Source organism: Citrobacter sp. GW821-FHT02E08, assembly GCF_059421685.1.
The window spans coordinates 20644-44081 of sequence record NZ_JBWKVL010000016.1 but is presented as its reverse complement, the minus strand read 5'-3'; the positions used below and the strand labels follow the sequence as shown (position 1 = coordinate 44081).

At 54.6% G+C, this 23438-nt stretch carries 25 protein-coding genes and 1 CRISPR repeat array; of the genes, 11 read left to right on the top strand and 14 right to left on the bottom strand.

Translation table 11 applies throughout. The annotated features are described in order from the left end of the window. Positions 1-45: 45 nt before the first annotated feature. A CRISPR array of direct repeats spans positions 46-501; the repeat unit is 29 nt; unit sequence GTGTTCCCCGCGCCAGCGGGGATAAACCG. Positions 502-705: 204 nt separating this feature from the next. From AC07UY_RS18185 to AC07UY_RS18175, 3 genes are read left to right on the top strand one after another with little or no spacing between them, the layout of a single operon-like run. Beyond that, complete coding sequence (locus AC07UY_RS18185; RefSeq protein WP_494701715.1) at positions 706-1215, top strand: tetratricopeptide repeat protein; 510 nt, start codon at positions 706-708, stop codon at positions 1213-1215. A 2-nt stretch (positions 1216-1217) separates the two neighbouring features. Continuing rightward, positions 1218-1748, top strand: a complete 531-nt coding sequence (locus AC07UY_RS18180; RefSeq protein WP_494701716.1) for a sigma-70 family RNA polymerase sigma factor — start codon at positions 1218-1220, stop codon at positions 1746-1748. Then, positions 1745-2524 (top strand): anti-sigma factor family protein, encoded by a 780-nt coding sequence (locus AC07UY_RS18175; protein WP_494701695.1) that lies wholly within the window; start codon positions 1745-1747, stop codon positions 2522-2524. The genes AC07UY_RS18180 and AC07UY_RS18175 overlap by 4 nt, the downstream gene beginning before the upstream one ends. Before the next feature lie 59 nt (positions 2525-2583). Here the strand turns inward: AC07UY_RS18175 and AC07UY_RS18170 are convergent, their stop codons facing one another. Further along, on the bottom strand, positions 2584-4116 hold the full coding sequence (locus AC07UY_RS18170; RefSeq protein ID WP_494661080.1) for an EAL domain-containing protein: 1533 nt from the start codon (positions 4114-4116) through the stop codon (positions 2584-2586). A gap of 349 nt (positions 4117-4465) precedes the next feature. Next, positions 4466-4789: a thiosulfate sulfurtransferase PspE gene (gene pspE / locus AC07UY_RS18165; protein WP_494661125.1), complete on the bottom strand. Its 324-nt coding sequence runs from the start codon at positions 4787-4789 to the stop codon at positions 4466-4468. 732 nt (positions 4790-5521) lie between these two features. On the opposite strand from pspE, the gene AC07UY_RS18160 reads away from it, so the two are divergent. From AC07UY_RS18160 to AC07UY_RS18125, 8 genes are all read left to right on the top strand, one after another. Next, positions 5522-6406: a FliM/FliN family flagellar motor switch protein gene (locus AC07UY_RS18160; protein WP_494701696.1), complete on the top strand. Its 885-nt coding sequence runs from the start codon at positions 5522-5524 to the stop codon at positions 6404-6406. A 20-nt stretch (positions 6407-6426) separates the two neighbouring features. After that, the gene (locus AC07UY_RS18155; RefSeq protein WP_494661078.1) at positions 6427-6807 is read left to right on the top strand and encodes a FliM/FliN family flagellar motor switch protein; all 381 of its coding nucleotides are present in this window, start codon (positions 6427-6429) and stop codon (positions 6805-6807) included. 4 nt (positions 6808-6811) lie between these two features. Further along, on the top strand, positions 6812-7546 hold the full coding sequence (fliP, locus tag AC07UY_RS18150) for a flagellar type III secretion system pore protein FliP (protein ID WP_494701697.1): 735 nt from the start codon (positions 6812-6814) through the stop codon (positions 7544-7546). Continuing rightward, positions 7543-7812, top strand: coding sequence for a flagellar biosynthetic protein FliQ (locus AC07UY_RS18145; RefSeq protein WP_494661076.1), 270 nt, complete (start codon positions 7543-7545; stop codon positions 7810-7812). The genes fliP and AC07UY_RS18145 overlap by 4 nt, the downstream gene beginning before the upstream one ends. A 2-nt stretch (positions 7813-7814) precedes the next feature. Next, positions 7815-8594 carry a flagellar biosynthetic protein FliR gene (gene fliR / locus AC07UY_RS18140; RefSeq protein ID WP_494661075.1) on the top strand — a complete coding sequence of 260 codons (780 nt, stop codon included), beginning with the start codon at positions 7815-7817 and terminating at the stop codon, positions 8592-8594. After that, entirely contained in the window at positions 8591-9706 is a 1116-nt protein-coding gene (gene flhB, locus AC07UY_RS18135) for a flagellar biosynthesis protein FlhB (protein ID WP_494661074.1), read from the top strand. The genes fliR and flhB overlap by 4 nt, the downstream gene beginning before the upstream one ends. 91 nt (positions 9707-9797) lie before the next feature. After that, the gene (locus AC07UY_RS18130; protein WP_494701717.1) at positions 9798-11807 is read left to right on the top strand and encodes a flagellar biosynthesis protein FlhA; all 2010 of its coding nucleotides are present in this window, start codon (positions 9798-9800) and stop codon (positions 11805-11807) included. Then, positions 11770-12954: a transglycosylase SLT domain-containing protein gene (locus tag AC07UY_RS18125; protein WP_494701698.1), complete on the top strand. Its 1185-nt coding sequence runs from the start codon at positions 11770-11772 to the stop codon at positions 12952-12954. Before AC07UY_RS18130 ends, AC07UY_RS18125 begins: the two co-directional genes overlap by 38 nt. A gap of 11 nt (positions 12955-12965) precedes the next feature. Here AC07UY_RS18125 and AC07UY_RS18120 read toward each other — a convergent pair whose 3' ends face one another. From AC07UY_RS18120 to AC07UY_RS18065, 12 genes are all read right to left on the bottom strand, one after another. Then, the gene (locus AC07UY_RS18120) at positions 12966-13346 is read right to left on the bottom strand and encodes a FliO/MopB family protein (RefSeq protein WP_494701699.1); all 381 of its coding nucleotides are present in this window, start codon (positions 13344-13346) and stop codon (positions 12966-12968) included. An 85-nt stretch (positions 13347-13431) separates the two neighbouring features. After that, positions 13432-14091 (bottom strand): hypothetical protein, encoded by a 660-nt coding sequence (locus AC07UY_RS18115; RefSeq protein WP_276292718.1) that lies wholly within the window; start codon positions 14089-14091, stop codon positions 13432-13434. After that, entirely contained in the window at positions 14084-15127 is a 1044-nt protein-coding gene (gene parM, locus AC07UY_RS18110) for a plasmid segregation protein ParM domain-containing protein (protein WP_494661070.1), read from the bottom strand. The genes AC07UY_RS18115 and parM overlap by 8 nt, the downstream gene beginning before the upstream one ends. Positions 15128-15176: 49 nt before the next feature. Next, positions 15177-15605, bottom strand: a complete 429-nt coding sequence (locus AC07UY_RS18105; RefSeq protein WP_203358788.1) for a flagellar FliJ family protein — start codon at positions 15603-15605, stop codon at positions 15177-15179. Further along, positions 15602-16933 (bottom strand): FliI/YscN family ATPase, encoded by a 1332-nt coding sequence (locus AC07UY_RS18100; protein ID WP_494661069.1) that lies wholly within the window; start codon positions 16931-16933, stop codon positions 15602-15604. The genes AC07UY_RS18105 and AC07UY_RS18100 overlap by 4 nt, the downstream gene beginning before the upstream one ends. Before the next feature lie 4 nt (positions 16934-16937). Next, a complete protein-coding gene (locus tag AC07UY_RS18095) occupies positions 16938-17804 on the bottom strand; it encodes a FliH/SctL family protein (RefSeq protein WP_494701700.1) in 867 nt (288 codons plus the stop codon). A gap of 3 nt (positions 17805-17807) precedes the next feature. Then, entirely contained in the window at positions 17808-18842 is a 1035-nt protein-coding gene (locus AC07UY_RS18090; protein WP_494701701.1) for a FliG C-terminal domain-containing protein, read from the bottom strand. A 9-nt stretch (positions 18843-18851) separates the two neighbouring features. Further along, positions 18852-20525 carry a flagellar basal-body MS-ring/collar protein FliF gene (gene fliF / locus AC07UY_RS18085; RefSeq protein WP_494701702.1) on the bottom strand — a complete coding sequence of 558 codons (1674 nt, stop codon included), beginning with the start codon at positions 20523-20525 and terminating at the stop codon, positions 18852-18854. 24 nt (positions 20526-20549) lie between these two features. Beyond that, positions 20550-20879: a flagellar hook-basal body complex protein FliE gene (fliE, locus tag AC07UY_RS18080; protein ID WP_494661066.1), complete on the bottom strand. Its 330-nt coding sequence runs from the start codon at positions 20877-20879 to the stop codon at positions 20550-20552. A gap of 26 nt (positions 20880-20905) precedes the next feature. Continuing rightward, positions 20906-22240, bottom strand: coding sequence for a sigma 54-interacting transcriptional regulator (locus AC07UY_RS18075; RefSeq protein ID WP_494661065.1), 1335 nt, complete (start codon positions 22238-22240; stop codon positions 20906-20908). Positions 22241-22545: 305 nt separating this feature from the next. Further along, positions 22546-22977, bottom strand: a complete 432-nt coding sequence (gene flgN, locus AC07UY_RS18070; RefSeq protein WP_494701703.1) for a flagellar export chaperone FlgN — start codon at positions 22975-22977, stop codon at positions 22546-22548. Positions 22978-22983: 6 nt separating this feature from the next. Further along, positions 22984-23385, bottom strand: a complete 402-nt coding sequence (locus AC07UY_RS18065; protein WP_494701704.1) for a flagellar biosynthesis anti-sigma factor FlgM — start codon at positions 23383-23385, stop codon at positions 22984-22986. Positions 23386-23438 lie beyond the last annotated feature (53 nt).

Here is a 23438-nt window from a genome sequence, read left to right as displayed (position 1 = left end):
CGGGGATAAACCGTCACGGAATGATGGCTTTTTTCTGGTTATCATGTGTTCCCCGCGCCAGCGGGGATAAACCGGGTGTCAAAGTTTATATCTCGATGGGATTTGGGTGTTCCCCGCGCCAGCGGGGATAAACCGGATGTAGCAAAAAACAGAACGTTCCAGGCGAAGTGTTCCCCGCGCCAGCGGGGATAAACCGCGCTTGTCTAATTCATTCACGCAGCCGCGCCCGTGTTCCCCGCGCCAGCGGGGATAAACCGGATTTGCGGCGGCGCAGGTGCTAATGCCGACCGTGTTCCCCGCGCCAGCGGGGATAAACCGGAATTCAAAATGAAATACAGCATCATTTTTTTGTGTTCCCCGCGCCAGCGGGGATAAACCGAATGAAGTTGAGATTAAAGGCATTCCTTACCCGTGTTCCCCGCGCCAGCGGGGATAAACCGGCTTCACGTCCTGTTTTGACTTTTCCATCCATGTGTTCCCCGCGCCAGCGGGGATAAACCGTCGACCGGCTGTCGCGCCTCAACCTGGAGGACGTGTTCCCCGCACCTGCCGGGAATGTCAGGTGAATTATGCAACGCGCAAAGAAAGAAGCCATTCCCACGAATAGAAAGCGGTGCTCAGGCGTTTACTCATTGTTCACCTGCCACACTCATCCAGGAGTCGAAAATGAACGCTAACGCTTATCCTCGTCGTACTGCCCCCTTTATGGTTCTTCCCCTGCTGCTCATTTGTCTGCAAATGCCACAGGTGTTGGCTATGGGGAATAATGATAGCAATAGCAAAACGCCTGACTGCCCGTCAGGGCAGGTCTATGACAGTGTCAGCAAGAAGTGCGTGCCTGAAAAAACCGGTAGCCTGAGTGACGAGGATAAAACGAATTATGCTTATCACCTGGCGAAAAAAGGCGAGTATCAGGCGGCGTTAAACCTGCTGGATACGCTCAAAAATAGCAATACGGCTGAGGCCTGGAACTATCGCGGTTACGCCACGCGTAAGCTTGGCCGCACGGATGAAGGCATTGGCTATTATCAGCGCTCGCTGGCGCTTGAACCCAACTATGCTAAAGCGAGGGAATATCTCGGCGAGGCCTGGATGGTGAAAGGGCGTCCGGACCTGGCAAAAGAGCAGCTTAAGATCATTGCCGGGATTTGCGGGCAGAGCTGCGAGGAATATCGCGATCTTCAGGCCGCGATCGACGGTCATCCAGAATCCTGATCATTGAGGGCAAAATCATTACCACCAGCGACGTTCGCCAGCAGCTTGCCGCTCATCTGACGCGTCTTTGGCGTTATGGACTGGTATTGTCGCGCGACCGGGATCTTGCTGAAGAACTGGTTCAGTCCACCTGTGTACGCGCGCTCGAGAGGGGCGCGCAGTACACGTCTGGTACGCGCATCGACAGATGGCTATTCTCCATCCTGCATTCCATCTGGATCTCTGAGCTGCGCTCGCGGCATGTGCGAATGGGGCAGGGGTTCGTCGCCAGCGAAGATTTAATTGCCCCGGATTACCGTGAGCAGGATGACGCCTGCCTGCATTACCAGGCCATCATGCAGCGGGTAAATGCGCTGCCGGAAGCGCAGCGCAATACGGTATTTTTAGTCTATGTTGAAGGGTTTACCTATCAGGAGGCGGCCCAGACGTTAGCGGTTCCGATTGGCACGATAATGAGCCGACTGGCGACGGCACGGGCAACGCTGGCTAAATCCGCTGATGCGCAGCCTCCAAAAAGGGAGAGACATCCATGAAATATCCTCCGTATAACGACGATGCCATTGTTGCGTGGCTTGACGGAGAGATGAGCCAGGACGATGCGCGTACGTTTGAGGCGCAGTTGCGAAGTGATGAGCAACTTTCCGAACGGACCGCGGAACTGATGAAAAGCAATCAGGACTTTAAACGCGCGTTTGCCCCCTTGCTCGATGAAGCTCCGCTCGCGCGGATGCAGGAAAACCTGGAGAGGTATCTGAATAAAACCCCTGCGCCAGCGTCAGGTATCCGTCGACGCACGCTGGTGGCCGCCTCGATCGGTTTTCTGGTGATGGGGGCGGGGGTTGGCTATCTGGTGCGCCCGCTGAACAGCGCACGAAGCGAAAACGAACATATTCGCGATCTCGAGGCGCAATATATGGCGCTTTACAGTGTTGAGACGTTGCTGGATATGGACAGTTCAGCGCCGGTTTTGCAGCGCGGGCTTGCTCGCGCCGCTCAGGATGTCGGGCTACAACTGCGTGAGCAGCAGCTCGAACTTCATGGCGCGGAGCTGAAAATGGTGCGGATGCTGCGCTACGACAAGATGCCTATCGCCCAGATTGCCTGGGTGCACGTCGATTACGGCCCGATGGCGCTGTGCATTTCGCCACAGGAAGGCGGAAATTCGACGGAGATTCGCAGTGAGCAGCGCCACAGCATGAATATTGCCTGGTGGAGCAGAAGGGGATATCAGTTTGTCCTGATTGGCCGTAACCCGGTGTCACACCTACAGAAAAGCGCGCGCCAACTGTACGCTGCGCTTTCTCAATGAGGCTTTTAAAACGCGGCTGAGTCGCGTGTCATTCGTTGCCCCGTGTTCACCAGAATGCCTTAAACAGACGCGTAAAATTGTCTGGCGAAATCTTCCATGGGGATGGGCTTACCGTATAAATACCCCTGCAAAAACGTCACGTTACGCGCTTTCAGATACGCGGCCTGAACTTCATTTTCTACCCCTTCCGCCACGGTTTGCAGGTGTAATCGGGAGGCCAGATCGATGATATTGTCGATGATATGAACAGAGTGCGAATCAATGCCAATATTGCTGACAAAGCTTTTGTCGATTTTCAGGACATCCACGTTGAAGCTTTGCAAATACTTGAGGCTGGAATTCCCCATGCCGAAATCATCAATGGCGATCAGTACTCCCAGCTTGTGCAGTTCCGCCACCAGTCTTTCCGTTGCGCTATCCGTGACCAGTAATTCCCGCTCGGTGAGCTCCAGAACCAGCTTAACCGGATTGTCACTGAATGCCTGGATGAAGGCCCGGCAGTCCTCCACCAGATTGAAGTCTTTTAATTGACTGGCGCTGATATTGAATGCGAAATGGAAATCCTTCGGCAGCAAATGAACCAGCGGTACAAACTGTTTACGCACCTGGGTCATCAACATCTGGGTCATCGGCATAATGAGGTTACAGCTTTCCGCCAACGGGATGAAACGGTCCGGTGGGATAATGCCGAGTGTAGGATGTGACCAGCGCATTAAAATCTCGCAACCGATCCAGTGCGTATGCTCTCCGGAGACCACCGGCTGGAAATAGGGAATAAACTCCTGGAGTTCCAGTGCCTGCCGCAATTCATGTTCTGGCGTGATATATCGACCTGACCAACGAAATACACCAAAACCCACAATAACGGCCAGTAACAGCCAGGCGAAAAGCGTGAACCGGGAGAAGATCCAGAAGTAATGGACATAATTCGCCGGGGAAATAACGGTCACTATCCGGAAAGGATATCGGGTCGAGGCCTGCTCCAGATACCCCGACATGCTGGATGAGAACTGAGGAACCGTAGATGTCTGCCACTGCTGTTGACCGACGGCCAGGCCCAGCGGCAAATTGATGCTCATCACATTGAGTTCGGAAAGAATGTGATCGCCATAGAGTCTGACCACAATACTGTCATTGCCGAGGACCATCCGATAGATAATCAGCGGCTGGCCTTTTCTGACCCGGGTGTCGCTCATCAGATAGAGCATCCCGTTGGTATAATTATCAACGTTGATATTTTCTAAATTGTTACCGTACAGAGATGAGCAGTAAATTTTGTTTCCCTGAGCCAGATTGACGCTACGCACGTCCTGTGAGTATGCCACCTGCATCCTGAGCTGGAATTCCACTGACTCAAGACAGGGTTTGCCGAGATTATCTTTTACGGCGAGCGACGCATATTTGGCGCTGTCCAGCGTCCCTTCGACCAGTTGTCGGGCGTGGGTCATCCGCAGGGTGGTGGTTCGCTTGAGATTTGATGCCGTCTGCCAGAAGGTGCTGACTAACCCTAACAGGATACAAAATAACCCCACCAGAATGGCGCGAACCAGTCGGTATTTGAATCGACGCTTCTTTAGCAGACCAAACGGCATAACATTGTCTCTGTACCGCAAGTTAACTTTATCGTTTTACCATCTTGCCATCAAAAGAGGGTGACCGAATCTGTTATTGTTTAAAAAACATTATTAGTGTGACTATTCAGTGGTAAGGTCGCAGCCACGAGTACAGACTGTCTGTGAAACGCTTCGTGGCTCAGAAACGAAATAACCTGACGAGTCATCTCTTTCTTAAATTCAGCGATAAGGGGCCGGGGACAGGCGGCGTTTAATGCGTGAAAAGGGCAAATTAACGTGGGTTTTTAGGCGAGTAGAGTGGTGGCCATTATGAAGCGACAAACTTCAAAAACCACCAGAATAGGGAATGTTCAGCCAATTTCCGGCATTACTTTTTGACCATCGTCTGCGTTTTTTCAACTTCCTTCAGACCACCTTCATTCACGGCATTGGTATAGCCCATATCTTTGAGTAAGGCCTGGGCTTTACCGGACTTATTGCCCGTATTGCAATACAGATGCAGGGTGTCGTTTTTATCCTGAGTGACTTCACTGATGCGTTGGTCAATCTGGGAAAGGGGAATATTCACGGCGCCACTGACATGGTTTTCCTGAAACTGGCTGTCATCACGAACATCAATCCAGTGCTCAGCCGCGAACAAAGAGGTAGACGCAATCAGCAGGCTGCTGGCAAGGAGTAGTTTTTTCATCATTCGGGTTTGGTGAACCATCTTAATGGGTTTCCTTATATGGTTTAGGTGAAATATTGCCATCAAATTCAATTGTGATGTCATGACAATTAACGGGCTCGATTCTGACGATGAAAACAGTACAGGAACAAAAGAGAAAAAACATTGCAGACACGCGGGTTTTTAAACGCTTTTCTGGCCTGGATTGATCCACGACAGCAGACATATTTTCCGCCACCCCGCGAGGCCTTTTCGTGCCCTCCGAACTCCCGCCCGTCAGGGGTTAATGTATAAAAGGGGGATTGCATCAATGCAACCCCTTAAATCGATAGCGATTTCTAAAAAAATCACCCTCCGTACAGCTTCTGTTAGGCATGTGTAATTCAGAATTTATCGATCTAAATATTGTAAGTTGCACCCAACGTGCTGCGTGGTGGTATGTATTTTGATGTGGTTTTTTCGCAGTTCAATCACCTGGCATTGTTCATGTACAGGACCTTTAGCAATACAACATTTCTTAAAAGATAGAAAAGCCCTGCCGAATGAGGTTCAAAAGGCAAGTTTGGTTGTTTAAAACCGTTCCCGTACGAACTCAAGAGCCTCTGGTTGCATTGTGATGCGCTTGTTTATGAGGTCTCAACGTAAAAGAGGAATGGGAGAGAGTGAGTGTATTCACCTCTAAAACAGCGAAAACTCGCCGGTTATCCTCCTGAATTATTGGTATTGCATACTCATTGTTAATGATAAGTAAATTTCATGGCTAACAAGACACAAAAGAATAAAGGTCAAGTCATTGCACCTGAGCAAGGCAATCTTTTCCCCACGATAGAATTAGGGCAGGTACAGGAATTCCGCTTATTGCACGCCTCTGTGGACGGTGCGATGGAGAGGATCTCGAGGATACTGGAGCAATTTTTGCGTTCCGTTGGCTGTCTTCGCGTTGAGCCGCTTGAACTGACATTTCGTGAATTATCCCCCGTCGAACGAGAACAGTGGGTGTGGTGCGCCGCACTCGCGCCGCACGGCGGTCGTGCCAGAAAAATGTTTCGTTTTGGCGTACATCGGGCGGCGGTGACCGCGATGACGGAAACGGCGCTGGGCCTCAAGCCAGGGGCGCAGATTGAGGCGAACGGCGATCAGCCGCCAAGTGAAACTGAGCGACGTTTTCTGAATCGGATGGGACAGACCCTGACCCAGGGGGTCAGAACGGAATATCCCGCTTTGCACGATCTGGACTGGCAGCAGCAACCTACTGATTCCCCGGAAAAAAAAGGGTTATGCCTGACGTTGCGGCTGGTTTTTCAGGATCAATCTTGGCCGCTTACCCTCTACTGGCACATGGCGTTTTCTGAACTTCTGGAGAAGGTGACTGACCCGAAGCCGGTGGCATCGCCCATTACCCGGCCACAGCTGGAAGCATCATTGCGAAAAATTCCTGTCCAGCTCAAGACGACCTTGTTCAGTACCAAACTGACGATGGTCGAGCTGGAGCAATTTCTGCGAGGGGAAGTGCTTCCCGTTGCACCGCTGGAGCGGGTGACGCTGGGCTGTGGGAGTTTCTCAATCGGTGTCGGTCAACTCTATGATCGCAATGGGCACCTGGCATTTCAACTGCATGACGTGTCTCAACAGACACCTTAAATACCCTCTGGAGGTTTTGAATGGCTAAAGAATCGAAAATGGATCTGGATATGGCCGGATTGGATGTTGAGGGATTTGACGATCTGTTTGCCAGCGAGGGCGACGCACTTAACGAGAGCGCGCCAGAAGAGAGAGTCGTTGAAAAGCGTCCTTTATCTTTCTTCCATCGCTTACCGGTGACGCTTTCCCTCGAAGTCGCAAGCGTTGAGATCCCGCTGGAAGAGTTGATGACGCTGGCCGAAGGGGCTGTCGTTCAAATGAATAAGCTGAGCCACCAGCCGCTGGATGTGAAGGTCAATGGGGTGTTGATCGGTGCCGCCGAAGTGGTCATCGTCGAGGGTCACTACGGATTGCGGATGACCGAGTTGTTTGATGACATCAACTGGTCAAAGCTGGCGTGATGTAATGAAAACAGCGCTTCTCCTGTTGTTCACCCTGGTGCCAGCATCCGCCTTTGCCAGCGACGTCCCTCTCCTGACCATTACCGGTGGCGAGGGTCAGCAGGACTTTTCGGTCAAGTTACAGGTCCTGCTGTTGATGACCGTGCTGGGGCTGCTTCCCTCCATGCTGTTGTTGATGACCTGTTTCACCCGAATCATTATTGTTTTGGGGATATTGCGCCAGGCGATAGGTTTGCAGAGTTCTCCCCCGAATCGTCTGCTGATCTCTATCGCGCTCAGTATGACCCTGTTGCTGATGAAACCCGTCTGGCAGGACATTTATCAAAATGCTTTCGTCCCCTACGACGAAGACAAGATGACGCTGATGCAGGCGGTATCCAGGGCTGAGCAACCGCTGCGTAAATTTATGCTGGCGCAGACGAGAAAGACCGATCTGGATTTGATGCTGAGGGTGGCGGGAGAGGCGCGTACGACCTCGGCGCAGGAGGTCAATTTCTTTATTCTGATGCCCGCATTCGTACTGAGCGAATTGAAGACGGCATTTCAGATAGGATTCATGCTGTTCATTCCGTTTGTGGTCATTGACATGGTGGTGGCCACGGTACTGATGTCGATGGGGATGATGATGCTTTCCCCCATCATCATCTCATTGCCGATCAAATTGATGGTGTTTGTCCTGGCAGATGGCTGGAGTATGGTGGTCAACACCCTCTCGATGAGCTTCGGGGGGATTCAGTGACGCCCGATAACCTGATGGCGATGATGGTGGAGGCGACTTACACCATCATCATGCTGGTCTGCATCATTGTTCTGCCGGGCATGCTGGTGGGGTTGCTGGTGAGCATTATTCAGGCGGTGACCCAAATCCAGGAGCAGACCCTGAGTTTCCTGCCCCGCTTTGTCGTGACGATGCTGATGATCGTCTTCGCGGGACAGTGGATGGTCAGACAAGTGCTGGAGCTCTTCTCCAGCATCAATCAGTACATTCTTTTATCCCTGCGCTGACCATGCTTGAGATATCTGCTGCGGAATTATTGCAGGCATGGGGGCGTGTCTGGTGGCCATTCTTACGGATTGGCAGCGCCTTTGCCGTCCTGCCGTTGCTGGGATACCCGCTGATTCCCATCCAGGTTCGCGTCTTGCTGGCGTTTCTGATTGCCGTACTGGCGGCCCCCCTGTTGCCCGCCATGCCTGCTGTCGATCCTATGTCGTTGAATGCCGTTTTGCTGAGCCTGGAGCAGATCTTTCTCGGGGCGATGATGGCGCTATTTCCGGTGTGTCTGATTCAGGTGCTGGTCATGGCTGGCGAGCTGCTTTCCATGCAGATGGGCCTGAGCATGGCGCGTATGAATGACCCCGTTAATGGCCTTGCCATTCCGGTGCTGGGAAGTTTCTTCAGCAATATGGGATTGTTGCTCTACGCCAGTATGAATGGCCACCTGGTAATGCTGGAGGTGCTGGTTGAGAGTTTCAGGGTCTGGACGGTAGGTTCTGGTCCGTTCAACGTGGATTCTTCCAGCGTGATCCAGCTGTTTTCCTGGCTGCTGGCGGCTGCGCTGATGCTGTCGTTGCCGGCGATGGTTGCGATGTATCTGGTCAACTTCACCTTTGGGGTGCTCTCAAGGGTCGCTCCGTCCCTCAATATCTTTGTCCTGGGTTTTCCTATGGCCCTGTTATGCGGGTTATTTTGTATTTTGCTAATTATCAGTGGATTACCGGATCGATTTTCCGATCTGGCGCACAGCATATTCCTCAGCGTGCGCGGCTATTACGGGGGTGAGGGATGAGTTCGGAAAAAACCGAGAAGCCCTCGTCGCACCGGCTTGGCAAAGCGCGCGACAAGGGGCAAATTCCACGCTCCAAAGATTTGGGCATGGCGATCATCCTGGTCGTCATCGCATCTCTGGCGCTGCCGCTTTTTGCCCGGTTGGGTAACGCGTTGAGTCAGATACTGACGTTTAATTTGTCCCTGACCCATGAGGAGGTTCACGATCCCGCTCAGATGCTCAGCCACCTGGGTCAGAGTCTCATTGAGACACTGCTGGCGCTGTTACCGCTGGCGGGGCTCATTATTGCCGTCGGCGTACTGGCGCACATCGTGATGGGCGGATGGAATTTTTCCCTGGAACCCCTGCTTCCCCAATTCTCCAGGGTAAGTCCAATGAAGGGATTTAAACGGATCTTTGGCATGCAGTCGTTGGCTGAATTTACCAAGTCGGTACTGAAAATAGTCGTGATTTCCGCCACCGTTCTGCTGTACGTCAGGACTGAATCAGACACTATTGCCGCCCTCTATTATATCGGGTTGAAGGATTCCGTCAGAATGGGAATGGCCATCCTGGTCGATGGCATTTTTTATATGGCGCTGGCGATGTTGGCGATCGGTATTCTTGATGCTCCTTACCAGCAATGGAACCATTTGCGCGGGCTTCGGATGAGCAAACAGGAGCTGAAAGAGGAGCACAAAAATCTGCAGGGTAACCCGGAAATAAAAGGGCGTATCCGGCGGATCCAGATGTCGATGGCGATGCGTTCAATGCGTCGTACCTTACCGGATGCCGATCTGCTGCTGATGAACCCGACTCACTATGCGGTTGCTATCAAATACGATCCGGCGCGCTGCGATGCTCCCTTTGTGATTGCCAAGGGGGAAGACTATATGGCGCTGCAGATGCGATCTCTGGCGCAGTCATTGGGCGTGGAGGTTCTGGAGATCCCCGCTCTGGCCCGTTCCGTCTATCACACGACCCGTGTGAACCAACAGATCCCCCCCGGCCTGTACGTCATCATGGCGCAATTGCTGCACCATGTGCTGCGTCTGAAGGCCTTTCGTCAGGGCAAGGGCGACCAGCCAGCGCCACTCTCGTCAGTCGAGATCCCAGACTCATTAAGATATTGATGGTGACCCCGTGAAACGTTTGACCACTCTTTTTTCCGGTACATCGCGCAGTTTTATTGCGATACCTTTGCTTATCCTGTCGCTCCTGGCGATGATCGTGCTGCCATTGCCTGCGTTTTTGCTGGATGGTTTTTTCACCTTCAACATCGTGCTCTCCATCATCGTGCTGCTGGTCGCCCTGTCTGTCCGGCGGCCACTTGATTTCTCGATCTTCCCGACCGTATTGCTGATTGCCACGTTGCTACGCCTGTGTCTGAACGTGGCGTCAACCCGCGTGGTGCTGCAGTTTGGTCATGAGTCTCCTGATGCCGCCGGTAAGGTCGTCGAGTCGTTCGGTAAGGTGGTGATTGGCGGCAACTATGTGGTGGGGATGGTGGTGTTCTTCATCCTGATGATCATTAACTTTATTGTCATCACCAAGGGCAGCGAGCGTATCTCGGAAGTCGCTGCCCGCTTCACCCTCGACGCTTTACCCGGTAAGCAGATGGCTATCGATGCCGACCTGAATGCCGGAATGATCGATCAGCGCCAGGCCAAGGAACGACGGGACGAGATTGCCAGGGAAGCCGACTTCTATGGCTCGATGGACGGTGCCTCCAAGTTTGTCAAAGGGGATGCGATCGCCGGTCTTCTGATCCTGTTTATCAACCTCTTCGGTGGGGTCGCTATCGGGGTCTTTCAGCATGGGCTCAGCTTCTCTGAGGCCATGAGCGTCTATAGCCTGCTCTCCATCGGTGATGGCCTGGTGGCGCAGATTCCTTCGCTGATGCTGGCGGTGTCTGCGGCTATCGTGGTCACCCGCGTCTCCGATTCTGACGAAGATATCACCGTCCAGTTCGGTGAGCAGTTGCTGGCTTCTCCAGCGGTGATCATGACCGCCGCCGCCGTTATGCTGGTGATGGGGCTGGTGCCGGGAATGCCGACCCTGGTCTTCCTGCTGTTTGCCGGTATCCTGGGTTATGCCGCCTGGCGCAGCCGAAAACAAAAAGCAGAAAAAGTCGCACCTGCCGATCAGGATCAGATGGAGCGCTTTACCCGCCCCATCGAGAATGAGCTGGGGTGGGGGGACATCCCGTATACCGATCTGCTCAGGCTGGAGTTGGGTTATCAACTGATCTACCTCGTCGACCGGGACAAGGGGGCTGAATTACTGCAACGCTTGCGTGGCGTGCGCCAGACGCTTTCCGAACAAGCCGGTTTTCTGCTCCCCGAAGTCCGGGTCAGGGACAACATGGGGCTCAAACCAAACCAGTACGCCATCTATCTTAATGGGGTTAAGGTCGCCGTGGCGGACGTCATGCTGGACAGACTGCTGGCGATTAACTCGGGGGAGTTGCTGGGGGAGATCCCAGGCTATCTGGCCAAGGAGCCGGTTTATGGCATGGATGCGGTCTGGATCCAGCCTGCCGACAAAGCCAGAGCGCTCAACTTAGGCTATTCCGTTGTCGATGTTGCGACCATCATTGGTACTCACATCAGTAAGATCATCCGCAGCAATATCGGCGTCCTGTTGCAGCTTGACGATGTACACCATCTCCAGCAGAGACTCAGCCAGATGGCGCCCAAACTGGCCGAGGATCTTACCGCTAAGTTGACGGCAAACCAGCAGTTGAAGGTCTACCGCAATTTATTGACCGATCAGGTTTCCCTGATGGACGTGCGGACGATCGCCCAGAGCATGGTGGATGGGGCCGAAATCACCAAAGACCCCATGTTACTGGCGGCGGAAGTTCGCTGCGCCCTGCGCCACACGATCCTGCATGGGTTGATCGGGACGACGACGACGGTGCAAGTCTTCACCCTTTCTGACGAGCTGGAGAACATTCTGCTCAATGCCGCGACGCAGGCGCAACGCAACGGCGGTGTACCGGCTGACAGCTTCCCTATCGAGCCTCAGTTACTGGCGCAGTTGCAAAACCGTATGCCCAGTGTGAAGGAGCAGATGTCGTTGCAGGGGTGGTCGCCGATCTTGCTGGTGCTACCACAATTACGTCCTCTGCTCGCCCGTTATGCCCGCACCTTTGCCAAAGGGCTGCACGTTCTGTCATTTAACGAGGTTCCCGATGAACTCCACATTGAAGTCAAAGGGATCCTGGGTTAAGGCGATGCTGGCCGGGGGACTGTTGACCCTGTCGCTCCCGCTCATGTCGCAGGAAGTCCCCCCCCGACAGGGGGAAGGGAAGGCCATGAACTGGCAGTCGCGTCACCCGAACGTGGCGTTATATGAGGGTCTTTATCGCAAAGAAGCGGTCAGGATCCAGGGGCTGATGACGCGCTCAGCCCCCTCCATCCGCTTCATCGTTACCCAACTCCAGCGGCGCAAATTGCCGCTGGAACTGCTGTTTGTGCCGCTTGTCGAGAGCGGCTACGACCCGTATGCCGAATCGCCTGCGGGGGCGGTCGGCCCCTGGCAGTTGATGCCCAAAACGGCGAAGCAGTATGGTGTGATCCGCTATGACTGGTACGACGGGCGCAAGGATTTGATCTCCTCCACCCGTGGGGCGCTCAATTATCTGAGTTATCTGTATAACTTGTTCGGACGTGACTGGTTACTGGCACTGGCTGCATACAATGCCGGGGAAGGGACGGTTCAGAATGCTATCGAACAAAACAAAGCGAAGGGCAGACAGACCGATTTTTGGTCCCTGTCTTTACCAGACGAAACCAGACAGTATGTGCCCAGGTTACTGGCGTTGGTGCGCTTATACCGGACCGGCCATCTTCAGTTACCCGCAGTACCCGAGGCGTCCCGTCTGGTCGCTCTGCATGTTGAAGATGGCATCAGTCTGGCCTGGCTGGCCAGAAAACTCGGGCGCAGTACGGAAGAGTTGGGTTTTTACAATGCGGGTCTGGAAAATGCGGTAGCGCCCCGGGGCAGCCGCGTTGCCTTGTTGCTACCAGCGGGATGGGGTGTACGGGCGCGTCAGGTGCTGGGGACTCGCAGTGACAATCTCCCCCAGCCGCAAGAGAAAGCACCTCCCCAGATTGCAAAGCGGCGAGCGCTCCCCGACAAGGATCTGGAATCCCTGGGATGGGGTGTTGGGCTGTGGCAGAGAACGCCAGGGGCGGTGGATCTCTATTCAGCGCGTCCGGCGAACGACAAAAAGAGCACCCAGGATGAGGGGGCGAAGAAAACGGCGTTGCCGCAGACAACGTCTCTCGGTTGGCGTTCCAGCATTGAGCCACTGAGTCAGTGGAATCGGGTGAAGACGGAGAATCCCGTCACACCACAGACGACGTCGCCCTGAGCCGTCCAGGACTATTTTTTATCGCTGTCGGATGCGCCGAGGGTTTCAAAGACTTGCGCAAACTCCGCAGGCGGCGGCTGAGGATCTTCCCGGGTCAGGTTGCTGATTAGGGTGATCTGCTGTTGGGTGATTCCCAGCAGTAAACGTTGGTCTTCCACCTGTACCAGCACCAGTTTCTCTTTCATGCCCAATGAAAGTACCGACTGGATCCGCATCTCTCCTCCGCTTCGCCAGTTCGTGCGCGCTCTCTTCCTCGCCAGCAGAAATACCACGGCACCGATCAGCAGAACGGCCAGGCAGGTGATAAACCACGGCTTGAAGGCGCTAATGTCCTGGTTCAGCGGCGCCGCCAGCGCGGGCAGCGGTAACAGCAACAGACAGAGTAGATACATAATAGAACTCCGGATCAAATAAAGGTGGGTACGGCAGACGTCGCGAGGAATACGCGGTCTGCCGGTAACGCCGGGGATGGGGGCATCAGAAGATGCCTTTTGCCCTGACTTTGCGCACTTTGGCTGCCGTTTCCGAAAGATCATGCCGCTGGACCTCTCCGGAAACCTGGGGAGCCGGGGAATGACCCGGTGCCGGGGCTGACTGAACCTGCCCACCCACATGCGTCAGTTTGTCGAGGAGATGTGCCTGCTGTTGTAAAAGCCCGTTTTGTTCCTGCAACTGCTGCGCCAGCATATCGACGCTGGCTTGCAACGCATCTCGCAGCTTACGTTGACCCGTCGCTTTACCCAGCGCGCTGAGCAACGGGTTGAGCTTATCGGCAATCTGGGTGGCCAGCTCGTCCGGCGTCAACTGTCCGGACGGTTCCGCCGTTGACGCCTCGCGACCGGCGATGAGCCGGTGTTCCTCCAGACTGTGCTGGAGAAACTCGCTGTTCAGATTGTTAACTTGCAGATTTCGGGAGAGAAATTTGACCAGATTGGGGTCAAGCAGGCACAGCAGCAACCCTGACAGATAGATGTCTTTGTGCAACGGCAGACTGAAGAAATCAAAATTGTCCGTCTCTTTGTTCAGGATTTCAGCGCGCTGATACCAGCGCTGTAATGTCGCCAGCGCCAGATTATCACTCGCCTGCTGTGGATCCAGCGTGAGGGTTACCTGGACTTCTCTGACTGAATTAGTCATTGCTTGCCTCTGACGTGACCGGCGTTTCGCTGAACACTTTATCTTCATCGCTGATGTAGAGGCAGATTTCGCGAGAGAGTGCGAATTGGGACTCTTCGACCAGGATCACGCGTTTGCCCAGGGTGGGATAACTGGCCTGAATGGTGGGGTAGATAAGGTTTGCGCCACCGCCGACCAGGTAGACCCGGTTAGGGTTACGGGCAAACTTTTTCGCCTCTTCTGCAACGAAGTGCCCCAATTCCTCAATTTTGCGCTCAAGTTTCTCCAGAATCCGGGGGATCTGCGACTCATCGTTGATCACTTCACGCACAAAAACATCATCGTGGCGGTGCTTGATCAGTTCGTTTGCCACCAGATAGCTGGAGTCGCTGTCGGCGGCGGCCAGCGCGGTGCGGGCGGCATCCGTGATCAGGGAGACACCGAGCGCGCGGTTGCCGTAGACCTCGGAAACTTCGTCAAATTCACCCACGATCAGCCCCATATCCAGGGTCGTTCCGCCACAGTCGATAACCAGCGTTTTGGTGTACGGGTTGACCCCTGAATTGACCAGTCGGGTAAGGATGGCGGGCAGGCTTTCGGGCATTACATCAACGCTGACGATGTTGAACAGCTCCCCTTTATTCAGACTGATGGGACGCATCAGGTTCTGCTTTTTGCGCTCAATGTTCGCTTCGTTACGCTGACAGTCATCTTGCTGATAGTACTCGGTAATGGGCAGCGTCACGGTGATCGCGACATCACAGGGAGGAAGACCGGTCTGGAGCAGGGCGTGATGCACCGCCAACAGGTTGAGATCGCCATACTGATAGTCGATGTGCGTGGTGGAGAGGGACTTCTCTGACGTCGGATCGTAGGTGTATTTGTTGATCCCTATTTCGTAGTTGTAGACCATCTTGCCTTTGAGCAGGGCGGCGCTCTTCCAGTCTTTGCGAAATGAGTTAGGCGAGATGATGCTTTTCAGGGTTTTGTTGGCTATCCAGCTAACCTTGACGTTGGTCGAACCGTCATCGATGGCGATCTTAAGTGGCTTACGCATGGTTGTGTGTCTCAATAGGGTTCAAAAAGGGTTGTGATGGGTTTACGGCTTAGCGCTTATCCCGCGCTGCGAGCCGCACCTGGTTGAGCGCCAGCTCATCCAGGATCTTTTGTTCTTGCCTTTGTGTTTCAAAGGACTGCCGGACCCGCTGTCGTTCGAGGATGATCTCGCTGCTTTTTCTGGCGACGAAGGCGTCCAGCACGACTTTCTTCTGTTGCGCGATGGAGAGTTTGAGCGCGACTTTTTCTTCGTGCTGCTTATCAATGAGGTCGCCCAACTGGCGGTGCATGATGTTGCGGTTATGCAGAGCAAAGGCCGAGCCGTAGGTGGGCAGTCGCGACATCTCGCGGCGATACTGCCCGAGGACGTCGAGGGAACGCTGGAGTTCGACGTTGCGCGTTTCCAGCGTCGTCAGCGCCTTGCTCTCATTGTCCAGCTTGTGGCTCTGCAGGCGGTGCAATGTACTCAAGGATTTCATCGTTTATCTTCCTCCATTAGCGCCTGTAGCAACGTCTGGGTCTGTTGCAGGTTTACCCCCTGTTGGGCAGGCTGCTGTAAATACTCCAGCATCTGCGGGAACAGGGTCACGGCTTTGTCCATTTCCTCGTCGTGACCGGCCTGATAACCGCCCAACGGGATCAGTTCGCGCACCTGTTGATACAGGCTGTAATAGCGGCGAAATCGTTGGATTTGCTGAACCTGGGCGGTGGAGCAGATTAACGGAATGACGCGACTGGCCGACGCGGCGACATCAATGGCCGGATAAATCCCCTGTTCGGCGATATCACGACGCAGGACAATGTGACCGTCGAGGATCGCCCGCGCGGCGTCCGCGATCGGATCGTTGTGGTCATCCCCTTCGACCAACACGGTGTAGATGGCGCTGAGGCTGCCTTCCGGGTGATAGCCGTTGCCTGCCCGCTCCACCAGTTGCGGCAACTGGGTGAAGACGGAGGGGGGATATCCTTTGGTGGCTGGCGGTTCACCCAACGACAGGGCGATTTCGCGCTGAGCGATGGCATAACGGGTCAGTGAGTCCATCAACAGCAGCACGTGCTTGCCCTGATCGCGAAAGCTTTCGGCAATCCGGTGACAGACCTGGGAGGCTCTGAGTCTGAGCAGGGGAGAGACATCAGCAGGGGCAACCACGACAACCGCCTTACGGCGTCCCGCTTCCCCGAGCGTATGTTGCAGGAATTCGGCAACTTCGCGTCCGCGTTCCCCGATCAGACCGACCACGACCACGTCGGCATCGGTATAACGGGTCATCATGCTGAGCAGCACGCTCTTGCCCACGCCGCTGCCCGCAAACAGTCCGATTCGTTGGCCGCGACCCAGCGGCAATATGCCGTTGATGGCCTTCACGCCGACATCCAGAGGGGTGGTGATGGGCTGGCGTGCGAGCGGATTCAGCGGCGGTTGATGCAAAGAAATGCGTTCTCCCGTCAGAGGGCCGAGACCGTCCAGAGGGCGACCCAGACCATCCAGGATGCGACCGAGCAGCGCGGGCCCGACCACCAGTTCGCTGTCTTCTTGCAGCGGTGAGACGCGGGCACCAGGGAACAGGCCGGTAACCTGCTCGACGGGCATCAGAAAGGTGCGATCCTGATTAAAACCCACCACTTCGCTCTCGATCCAGGTGCCATTGCTGGTTTCAACGAGCGCGCGTTGCCCAATAGAAAGGGGGCACCCTGTAACCTCCAGCAGCAGGCCCGTGACGCGCACCAGCCGCCCGTAAATCTGGGCGGGAGGCACCTGATACTCGTCCTTTTCAAGTTGATTAAGCAACGTTTTCAGGGCGCGCATGGGGTTAAGCTTTTAAGTCTTCGTCGCTGAACTTGTCTGCGGGCAGCGAAAGAGAAGAGAAGGTCTCCTCCTGGCGCCAGGGCAAGTTATGCGGCGTGATTGTGGAGGATATCGTCTGGCTTTCCGCGGTGATGGCGGGCGCCTCCAGTGCGTTCAGCTCTGGGGTATCGACCAGCTGTCGACGCAACTGATCGACACACAGATCGATGCGTGCATCCAGTTGGCTTTCCGCTTCAGCGAGTCCCGTCTGAATATGGAAGCTACCGGCGGAGAGCAGGGGATCGGATTGCAGATCCCAGTTTTTCAGTGCTTCCGGTGCACATGCCTTGAGCAGTGTGTGGGTGCCTGGGTCCAGGCGGATAGAAATCGCGCCCTGCGGCTTCGGTAACATCGCCAGGGTCTCTTCGATAAGCCCAAGGATCTGCGTCGGATTGAGCGCGAGTTCGGCGCGCAGTACCTGTCGGCAGATCTGTGAAATCAGGTGGCAGAGGGTTTCCCTTTGCCCGGTCAGCGTCTCTTGCAGTGTGGCCTCAAGGGAATCATAGAGCTGGCCGACCTGATGAAACGCGTCATCCAGTTTAGGTTTGCTCTCTTCATAAGCTTGCTGGCTCCCGGCTTCTCGCCCTTCCTGCATGCCCACCTGAAATCCTCGCTCCTGGCCCAGAGGATGGCCTTGCTCCAGCCCCTGGCGCAGCCCTTCAGCAAAACCGGCATCGCGACCCTCTTCCATCAGGGCCTGATATTTGGCCGCGATCTGTTGTGGGGAGGCATAAGGTTGCTCCTCCGGCAGGGGCTCCTGCTGGGATAACGGTGGAAAATGGTAGCGATGGACACTGCGTGGGGGTCCGTCTTTTTTGCCAGGCTGTGACATGGGTTACTCCAACACTTTCTCTTCAAAGAGGCGAAACTCGAAAGGCTCGCCTCCTTCTGCATTTTCATCGTCTGCGATGAGCTCACGCACTTTGGCCATGATCTCCGCTTCCGCACCTCTGACCACGCTGGCGGGGAGGCCGCCCATGACCTGCATCTGTTCCTGAATCGCATTGGCCTGGCGTTTCGGCAGGCAGCGCAATATGGCCTGGCGCAGAGATGGCGACGCCCCTTTGAAGGCTCTGGCCCACACCTCTGGCTCCACTTCCTGACAGAGTCTGACGATGGTGGCCTCTGGCTGGCGTTCCAGAATGGAGAAGCGATACATGCTGTTCTCAATTTCTTCGGCCAGTCCCTGGTCATGTTCGCGCACGGTCTCAAGCAATTTGGCGCTGTTGCCTGGGTAACGGGAAATCAGGCCCGCCGCTTGTTCGACACCGCTCACCGACGTTTGAACGCCTTGCTGGACCATGGTCAGGCACTGCTGAATGATTTTCTCCAGCTCCGCCACCATGTTCTGGTTGATTTCCCGCAGGTTAGCCATGTTCAGAATCAGCCGGTCATGCTGCGCTTGCGGCAGGAGCTTCATCACCTCGGCAGAGACGTCCTGCGGCAGCAACGCGAGGAAAGTTGCCTGCAACGGCAGCATTTCATGTTGCAGATTGGCGGCGATCAGGGTGGGGGAGATCCACTGTAACTGATGCATGGTCTCCCGAATCTGTTCTCCGTAAACGTCGTTGATCACCCCTTTGGCCAGTTCTGGCCCAAGGGCGACATCGAGCGTTCTCTCAAGAAAGCCACGGGAGGCACGAGAGATGCCGCTAAGTTCGCGATAGTCGATGAACATCCGCTGCAATGCCATGTCCAGATGCTGATTCTTGACATGGCCGACTTCTGCCATGGCCCGGACGATATCCTGCACATGTTCCCGACTCAGGCTGCGCAGAATGTTGCCAGCCTGGTGCTCGCTCAGTGTTAACAGCAGTAGACCTGCCTGTTCGGCACTTTTGAGCGGTTGTTGCTCGTACTCTTCATTCATGGCTGGTAATCACCTGCTATTCATCCACTGTTCTAATACTTCGGCGACGCGTTTGGGGTCATGGTCCGCCAGCAGCTGCAAGTGGGCCAATTTATCCCGCAAAGGCGAATTCGTGTCAGGAAGTTCATTTAAGCGAACTTTATCAAACGCCAGATTGCGGTTGTGTTTTCTGAAGTATTCGCTCTCTTCGCTTTCTCTCTTGTCGGACGTCACCCGTGTGGCAGAGGCGTTATCTGCGTTATCGTCGCCATTCGCCGGGGAGCGTTGGATCAGGTGCTGCATCAACTTGCGAATCACAAAGAAGATGAGGCACAGACCAAGAATGGTGGCGACCAGATAACGGGCGTAGATCAGTAAAACCGGCTCCTGCCACCATTGGCTATCCAGCGCAGGATTAATGCCATCTTCCGAGAAAGGGAACACATTCAGGCTGAGCTGGTCGCCCCGCGCCTGATCGAAGCCCACCGCATCCAGTGCCATCTGCCGGATATTGGTCAGTTGCTCAGCGCTCCAGCCTTTTTCCGGTGACACGGTCTGATTCAGTACCACTGAGACACTGAGATTATTCAGACGCCCCTGCTGGTATTTGGTGTGGGTGATCGTGCGTCCCACATCATAGCGACGCTGCTGCTCATCTTTCTCATTAACCAGACGCTCAGCCGTGGCGGGTGGCGTTTGCGCCTGATTGCCCTGTTGCTGTGGATCCGTGACCGGCGGACGGTTGCTCAGGGCGCCTGGGATTCCGCTCAGTTGGCCTCCCTGTGAGGCGTCTTTCTGCAGACGTTCTTCGCGTACGACAGGACTCTTGTCGAGGGATTCCCGGGTCTCTTCCACGTTGTCGAAGATCAGGTGCGCCGTGACCTGCACCTTGTAATTGTTGGCACCGAGCACGGGTTGCAGCATCTCGCTGACGCGACGTTCATAACTGCGCTCAACCTGCTTCTGATAGTCGAGTTGATGGCTGGTCAACCGGGTTCCGGAAAGTTCATCGTTGAGATCCTGTGTCAACAGATGACCATACTGATCGACGACAGAGATGTTTTCGGTGGTGAGATTGGAGACGCTGCCTTTGACCAGGTTCACGATAGCCAGCACTTGCCCTGGCTCCATCCGGGAGTTTGCAGCGGAAAGCTCAAGCATCACGGAGGCCGACGGTTTCTCCTCATTGCCACGCAGGAAGATCATTTTGTCCGGGATAGCCAGATGGACCCTGGCATAGTCAATCCCCTGCATGCCCATGATGGTACGCGCCAGTTCTCCCTCTAACCCACGACGGTAACGGGCATTTTCAACGAACTGACTGGTTCCCAGGGTTGACTCTTGCTCCAGCGATTCCAGCCCTACCGGCAGTTTGGCCTGTACGCCTTTTGCCGCCAGCAACATTCGCGCCTGCGATAATTTATCTTCTTCAACCAGCACCTGTCCTGTCGTATCCAACAGACGATAAGCAATGCGCTCCTGATCGAGAATGGCCATGATTTGAGCACTGTCGAAGCGCTCCTGCTGACCATAGAGGGGCCGATAATTACCCTGCGATGACCAGAGAAACAGTACGACGAGTACCGCTATCAGACAGGTCAACATGCCCAATAGCATGAGCTGGGGTACTTTATTCCGTAATAGGGTGATTGCGGGCAGCGGCTTGCTGATATTGTCCCAAATCGTTTTGAATTTTTGCCTCATTCGTTACTCGCTACTTCCCCGGCCTTACAAAGGCATCTTCATGACTTCGTCATAGGCCGTCATCAGTTTGTTGCGGACCTGGGTAAGGGCCGAAAAACTGAGGCTGGCTTTCTGACTGGCGATCATCGCGCCAGTCAGGTCGTCGCTGGCACCCGTTTCGATTTGCGTCGCCAGGTTTGCTGCATTTTGCTGGTGGCTATCCACCCCATTCAGGGCCGCATGAAAGACACTCTCAAAGGACGTGTTTTGCGTGCTGTTTTGCTGTTGGGAGGCAAACAGCGGTTGCTGGGCAGCCGTTTGCATCGTCGTCATCCGCTGCATCATTGCCTGCTGTGAGTCATTAATCGTGTTCATAGTGTGGCCAAATAATAAAAAACGGGTTACGCATCATCAGTGATGATGCCTCTTTGCCGCATCTCGGCGAGTTTGTAGCGCAGAGCTCTGGGGGTAATGCCAAGGGCTTTGGCGGTCATATTCCGGTGTCCGCGGCAATGGCGTAGCGTGTCTAAAATGTGTTGGAACTCACCGTGTTTGCGGCTCTCCTGTAGGGAGGCCGAAGGGTTCAGTTCAACCTGAGTTTGTGGGGCGGCAACAATAATTTCCTGCGTAGGTGGAACAGAAGGTAAATCGAAATCAGCAGCGAGCAGCACCGTGCTGCGGCACATCACCAGCGCACGTTGTACGCGGTTCTCCAGTTCCCGAATATTGCCCGGCCAGTTGTGCGCTAATAAGGCTTTCTGCGCGCACGGGCTTAATTTAATGGCGTGAGCAAACGCCTGATCCCCGTGTTTTTGCACGAAGTGAGCGATCAATCGGTCCAGTTCTTCCCGGCGCTGGCGCAGGGGAGGAATAACGAGCGGCAAAATATCCAGACGATAGAGAAGATCCTCGCGAAAACGCCCCTGACTCACCGCTTCCCGCAGATTCTGATTGGTCGCCGTGATGAGTCGGACATTGAGTGGAATGACCTTGTTGCTTCCCAGACGTTCGACTTCCCACTCCTGCAACACGCGCAGCAGCTTAGCCTGCAGAGGGGGTGGCATCTCTGCTATCTCATCCAGAAAGAGGGTGCCGTTGTTGGCCAGTTCAAACTTACCGGCTTGTCCGGTGTAAGCGCCGGTGAACGCCCCTTTAACGTAACCAAACAGGATGGCTTCCAGCATGTTCTCGGGAATCGCGGCGCAGTTGACGGCCACAAAAGGGCCTTCTTTCCGGCTGGAGTTGGTGTGGATAAATTGGGCCAACATCTCCTTGCCCGTCCCCGTTTCGCCTCTGATGAGCACTGGCGCTTCGGCCAGAGCAACCCGATGCGCCATCGTCAACAGACGGCGGGAGGCCGGTGAACTCATGATCATGCCACGGGTCTGCAGCGAGTTTGCATTGAGCAGGCTGGTTATCTGTTGATTCAGTTGCTGGAGACTAAAGGGATAGAGCAAATAATCACTGACGCCGTTGCCCAAGGCCGTGCTGGCCCATTCGGCCTGATCCATAGGGCTAATCAACAGGATAGGTAACGTATGCAACTGGCGAATATAGCTAAGGGCCTGCACCTGAGACAGACCCCGGCCCAGAATGACCAGGCTAGGAATAGTGGCGCTTAGAGAGGCTATATCCAGCAAACCTGGCTGCCAGACTACGCGACGAGCATATTCTTCACTGAGATGAGTGAGAATTTCGTCTGCGCACACTTTATCTGATTCAAGCAGCAAGATCATTGAACGAATAAATACCTGTAATGAGCGAATAAAAACGTGAGTGACGAGACGGGATCACAATAAAATTTACGAGAAATTAAAGCAGAGTTAACTTAACTGAAGCTGTACATACGAGAGACATGATGCCCAGCCGAAGAACTTACCTGAGCATATCTACGGCAGGGGGCTATTTTTGAGCAATATTCATAAAGGATAAACAGTTTCAGGGAGTCAGTTGTGCTGTTTCGCAACTCACGCAAGCACGCAATTCAGGGGAGGGGGCGACAGAAACAGGCGAGAATCCTCTGTCGCAGTGACGGGCGTCATCAGATTGCGGGTTGGTAGAAATCTTCTTGCGTGTTGAGCAGTTTACGGATCAACAGTTGTTGATTCGCCAGCAGTCGGCCATTGTGGTCATTAAGTTTTTTGCAGCGAACGACGCTGGTTTCCAGGGTTTGCCACTGGTCTACCAACTTCTCTGAAATCGCCGCTGGCAATTTGTTGGCCAGCCGTTGCAGATCGCGCGTGCTGGCCTGTAATCCGAAAGCGTGCAGCAGTTTCACACGCCGTTCAGCCCGGCTACGCAGGGTATCCAACAGTTGCACCTGTTGTTCATTGTTCTGATGGATAGCCGGATTATTACGGCGAATCAGGTTGCTGTGTTGCTCCTTGAGCAACAGCTCCATCTGCTGCCAGGAGACGACATCCTGATTGATGTCCACAATCAACTGACGAAGGCGCTCGGTTGCGTTGCTCACGTCAACTTATCTCCCACTTTGATAGAAGTTCATCATTGCGTCTGCGAGGGCATCGTTGCTCACGGCGAACTTATCGCTGTTGAGCTGCTCCATGACGCCAGCCACTTTGGCATGATCAATATCGGGAAACTGGCGTAGCTCATCGGCAAGCGCCCGGGCTAGTGCTGCGGACACGGGGGCATTCACCGGCACCTCGGCAGGACACTCCGTTGGCGGTAGGGTGAACGGCGCGTCATTCGGTCCCTTTGTTCCGAGCTTTTGATCTTTCGCGACGTTTGTCGGCGCGTTGACCTGCTGAGGAACGTTCTTTTCACTTGCCGCGATTTCCGACGCTACCTGCGTTTGTTTAGCGTAGGCATTCTGAAGTGAGTTCTCGGGAAAGCTCCCGTTTGGTGATGTAATGTTCATAATCAAGCCACTCTGAACAAGCTGACGAAACGGTATGCTGGTTGGCCTCGACA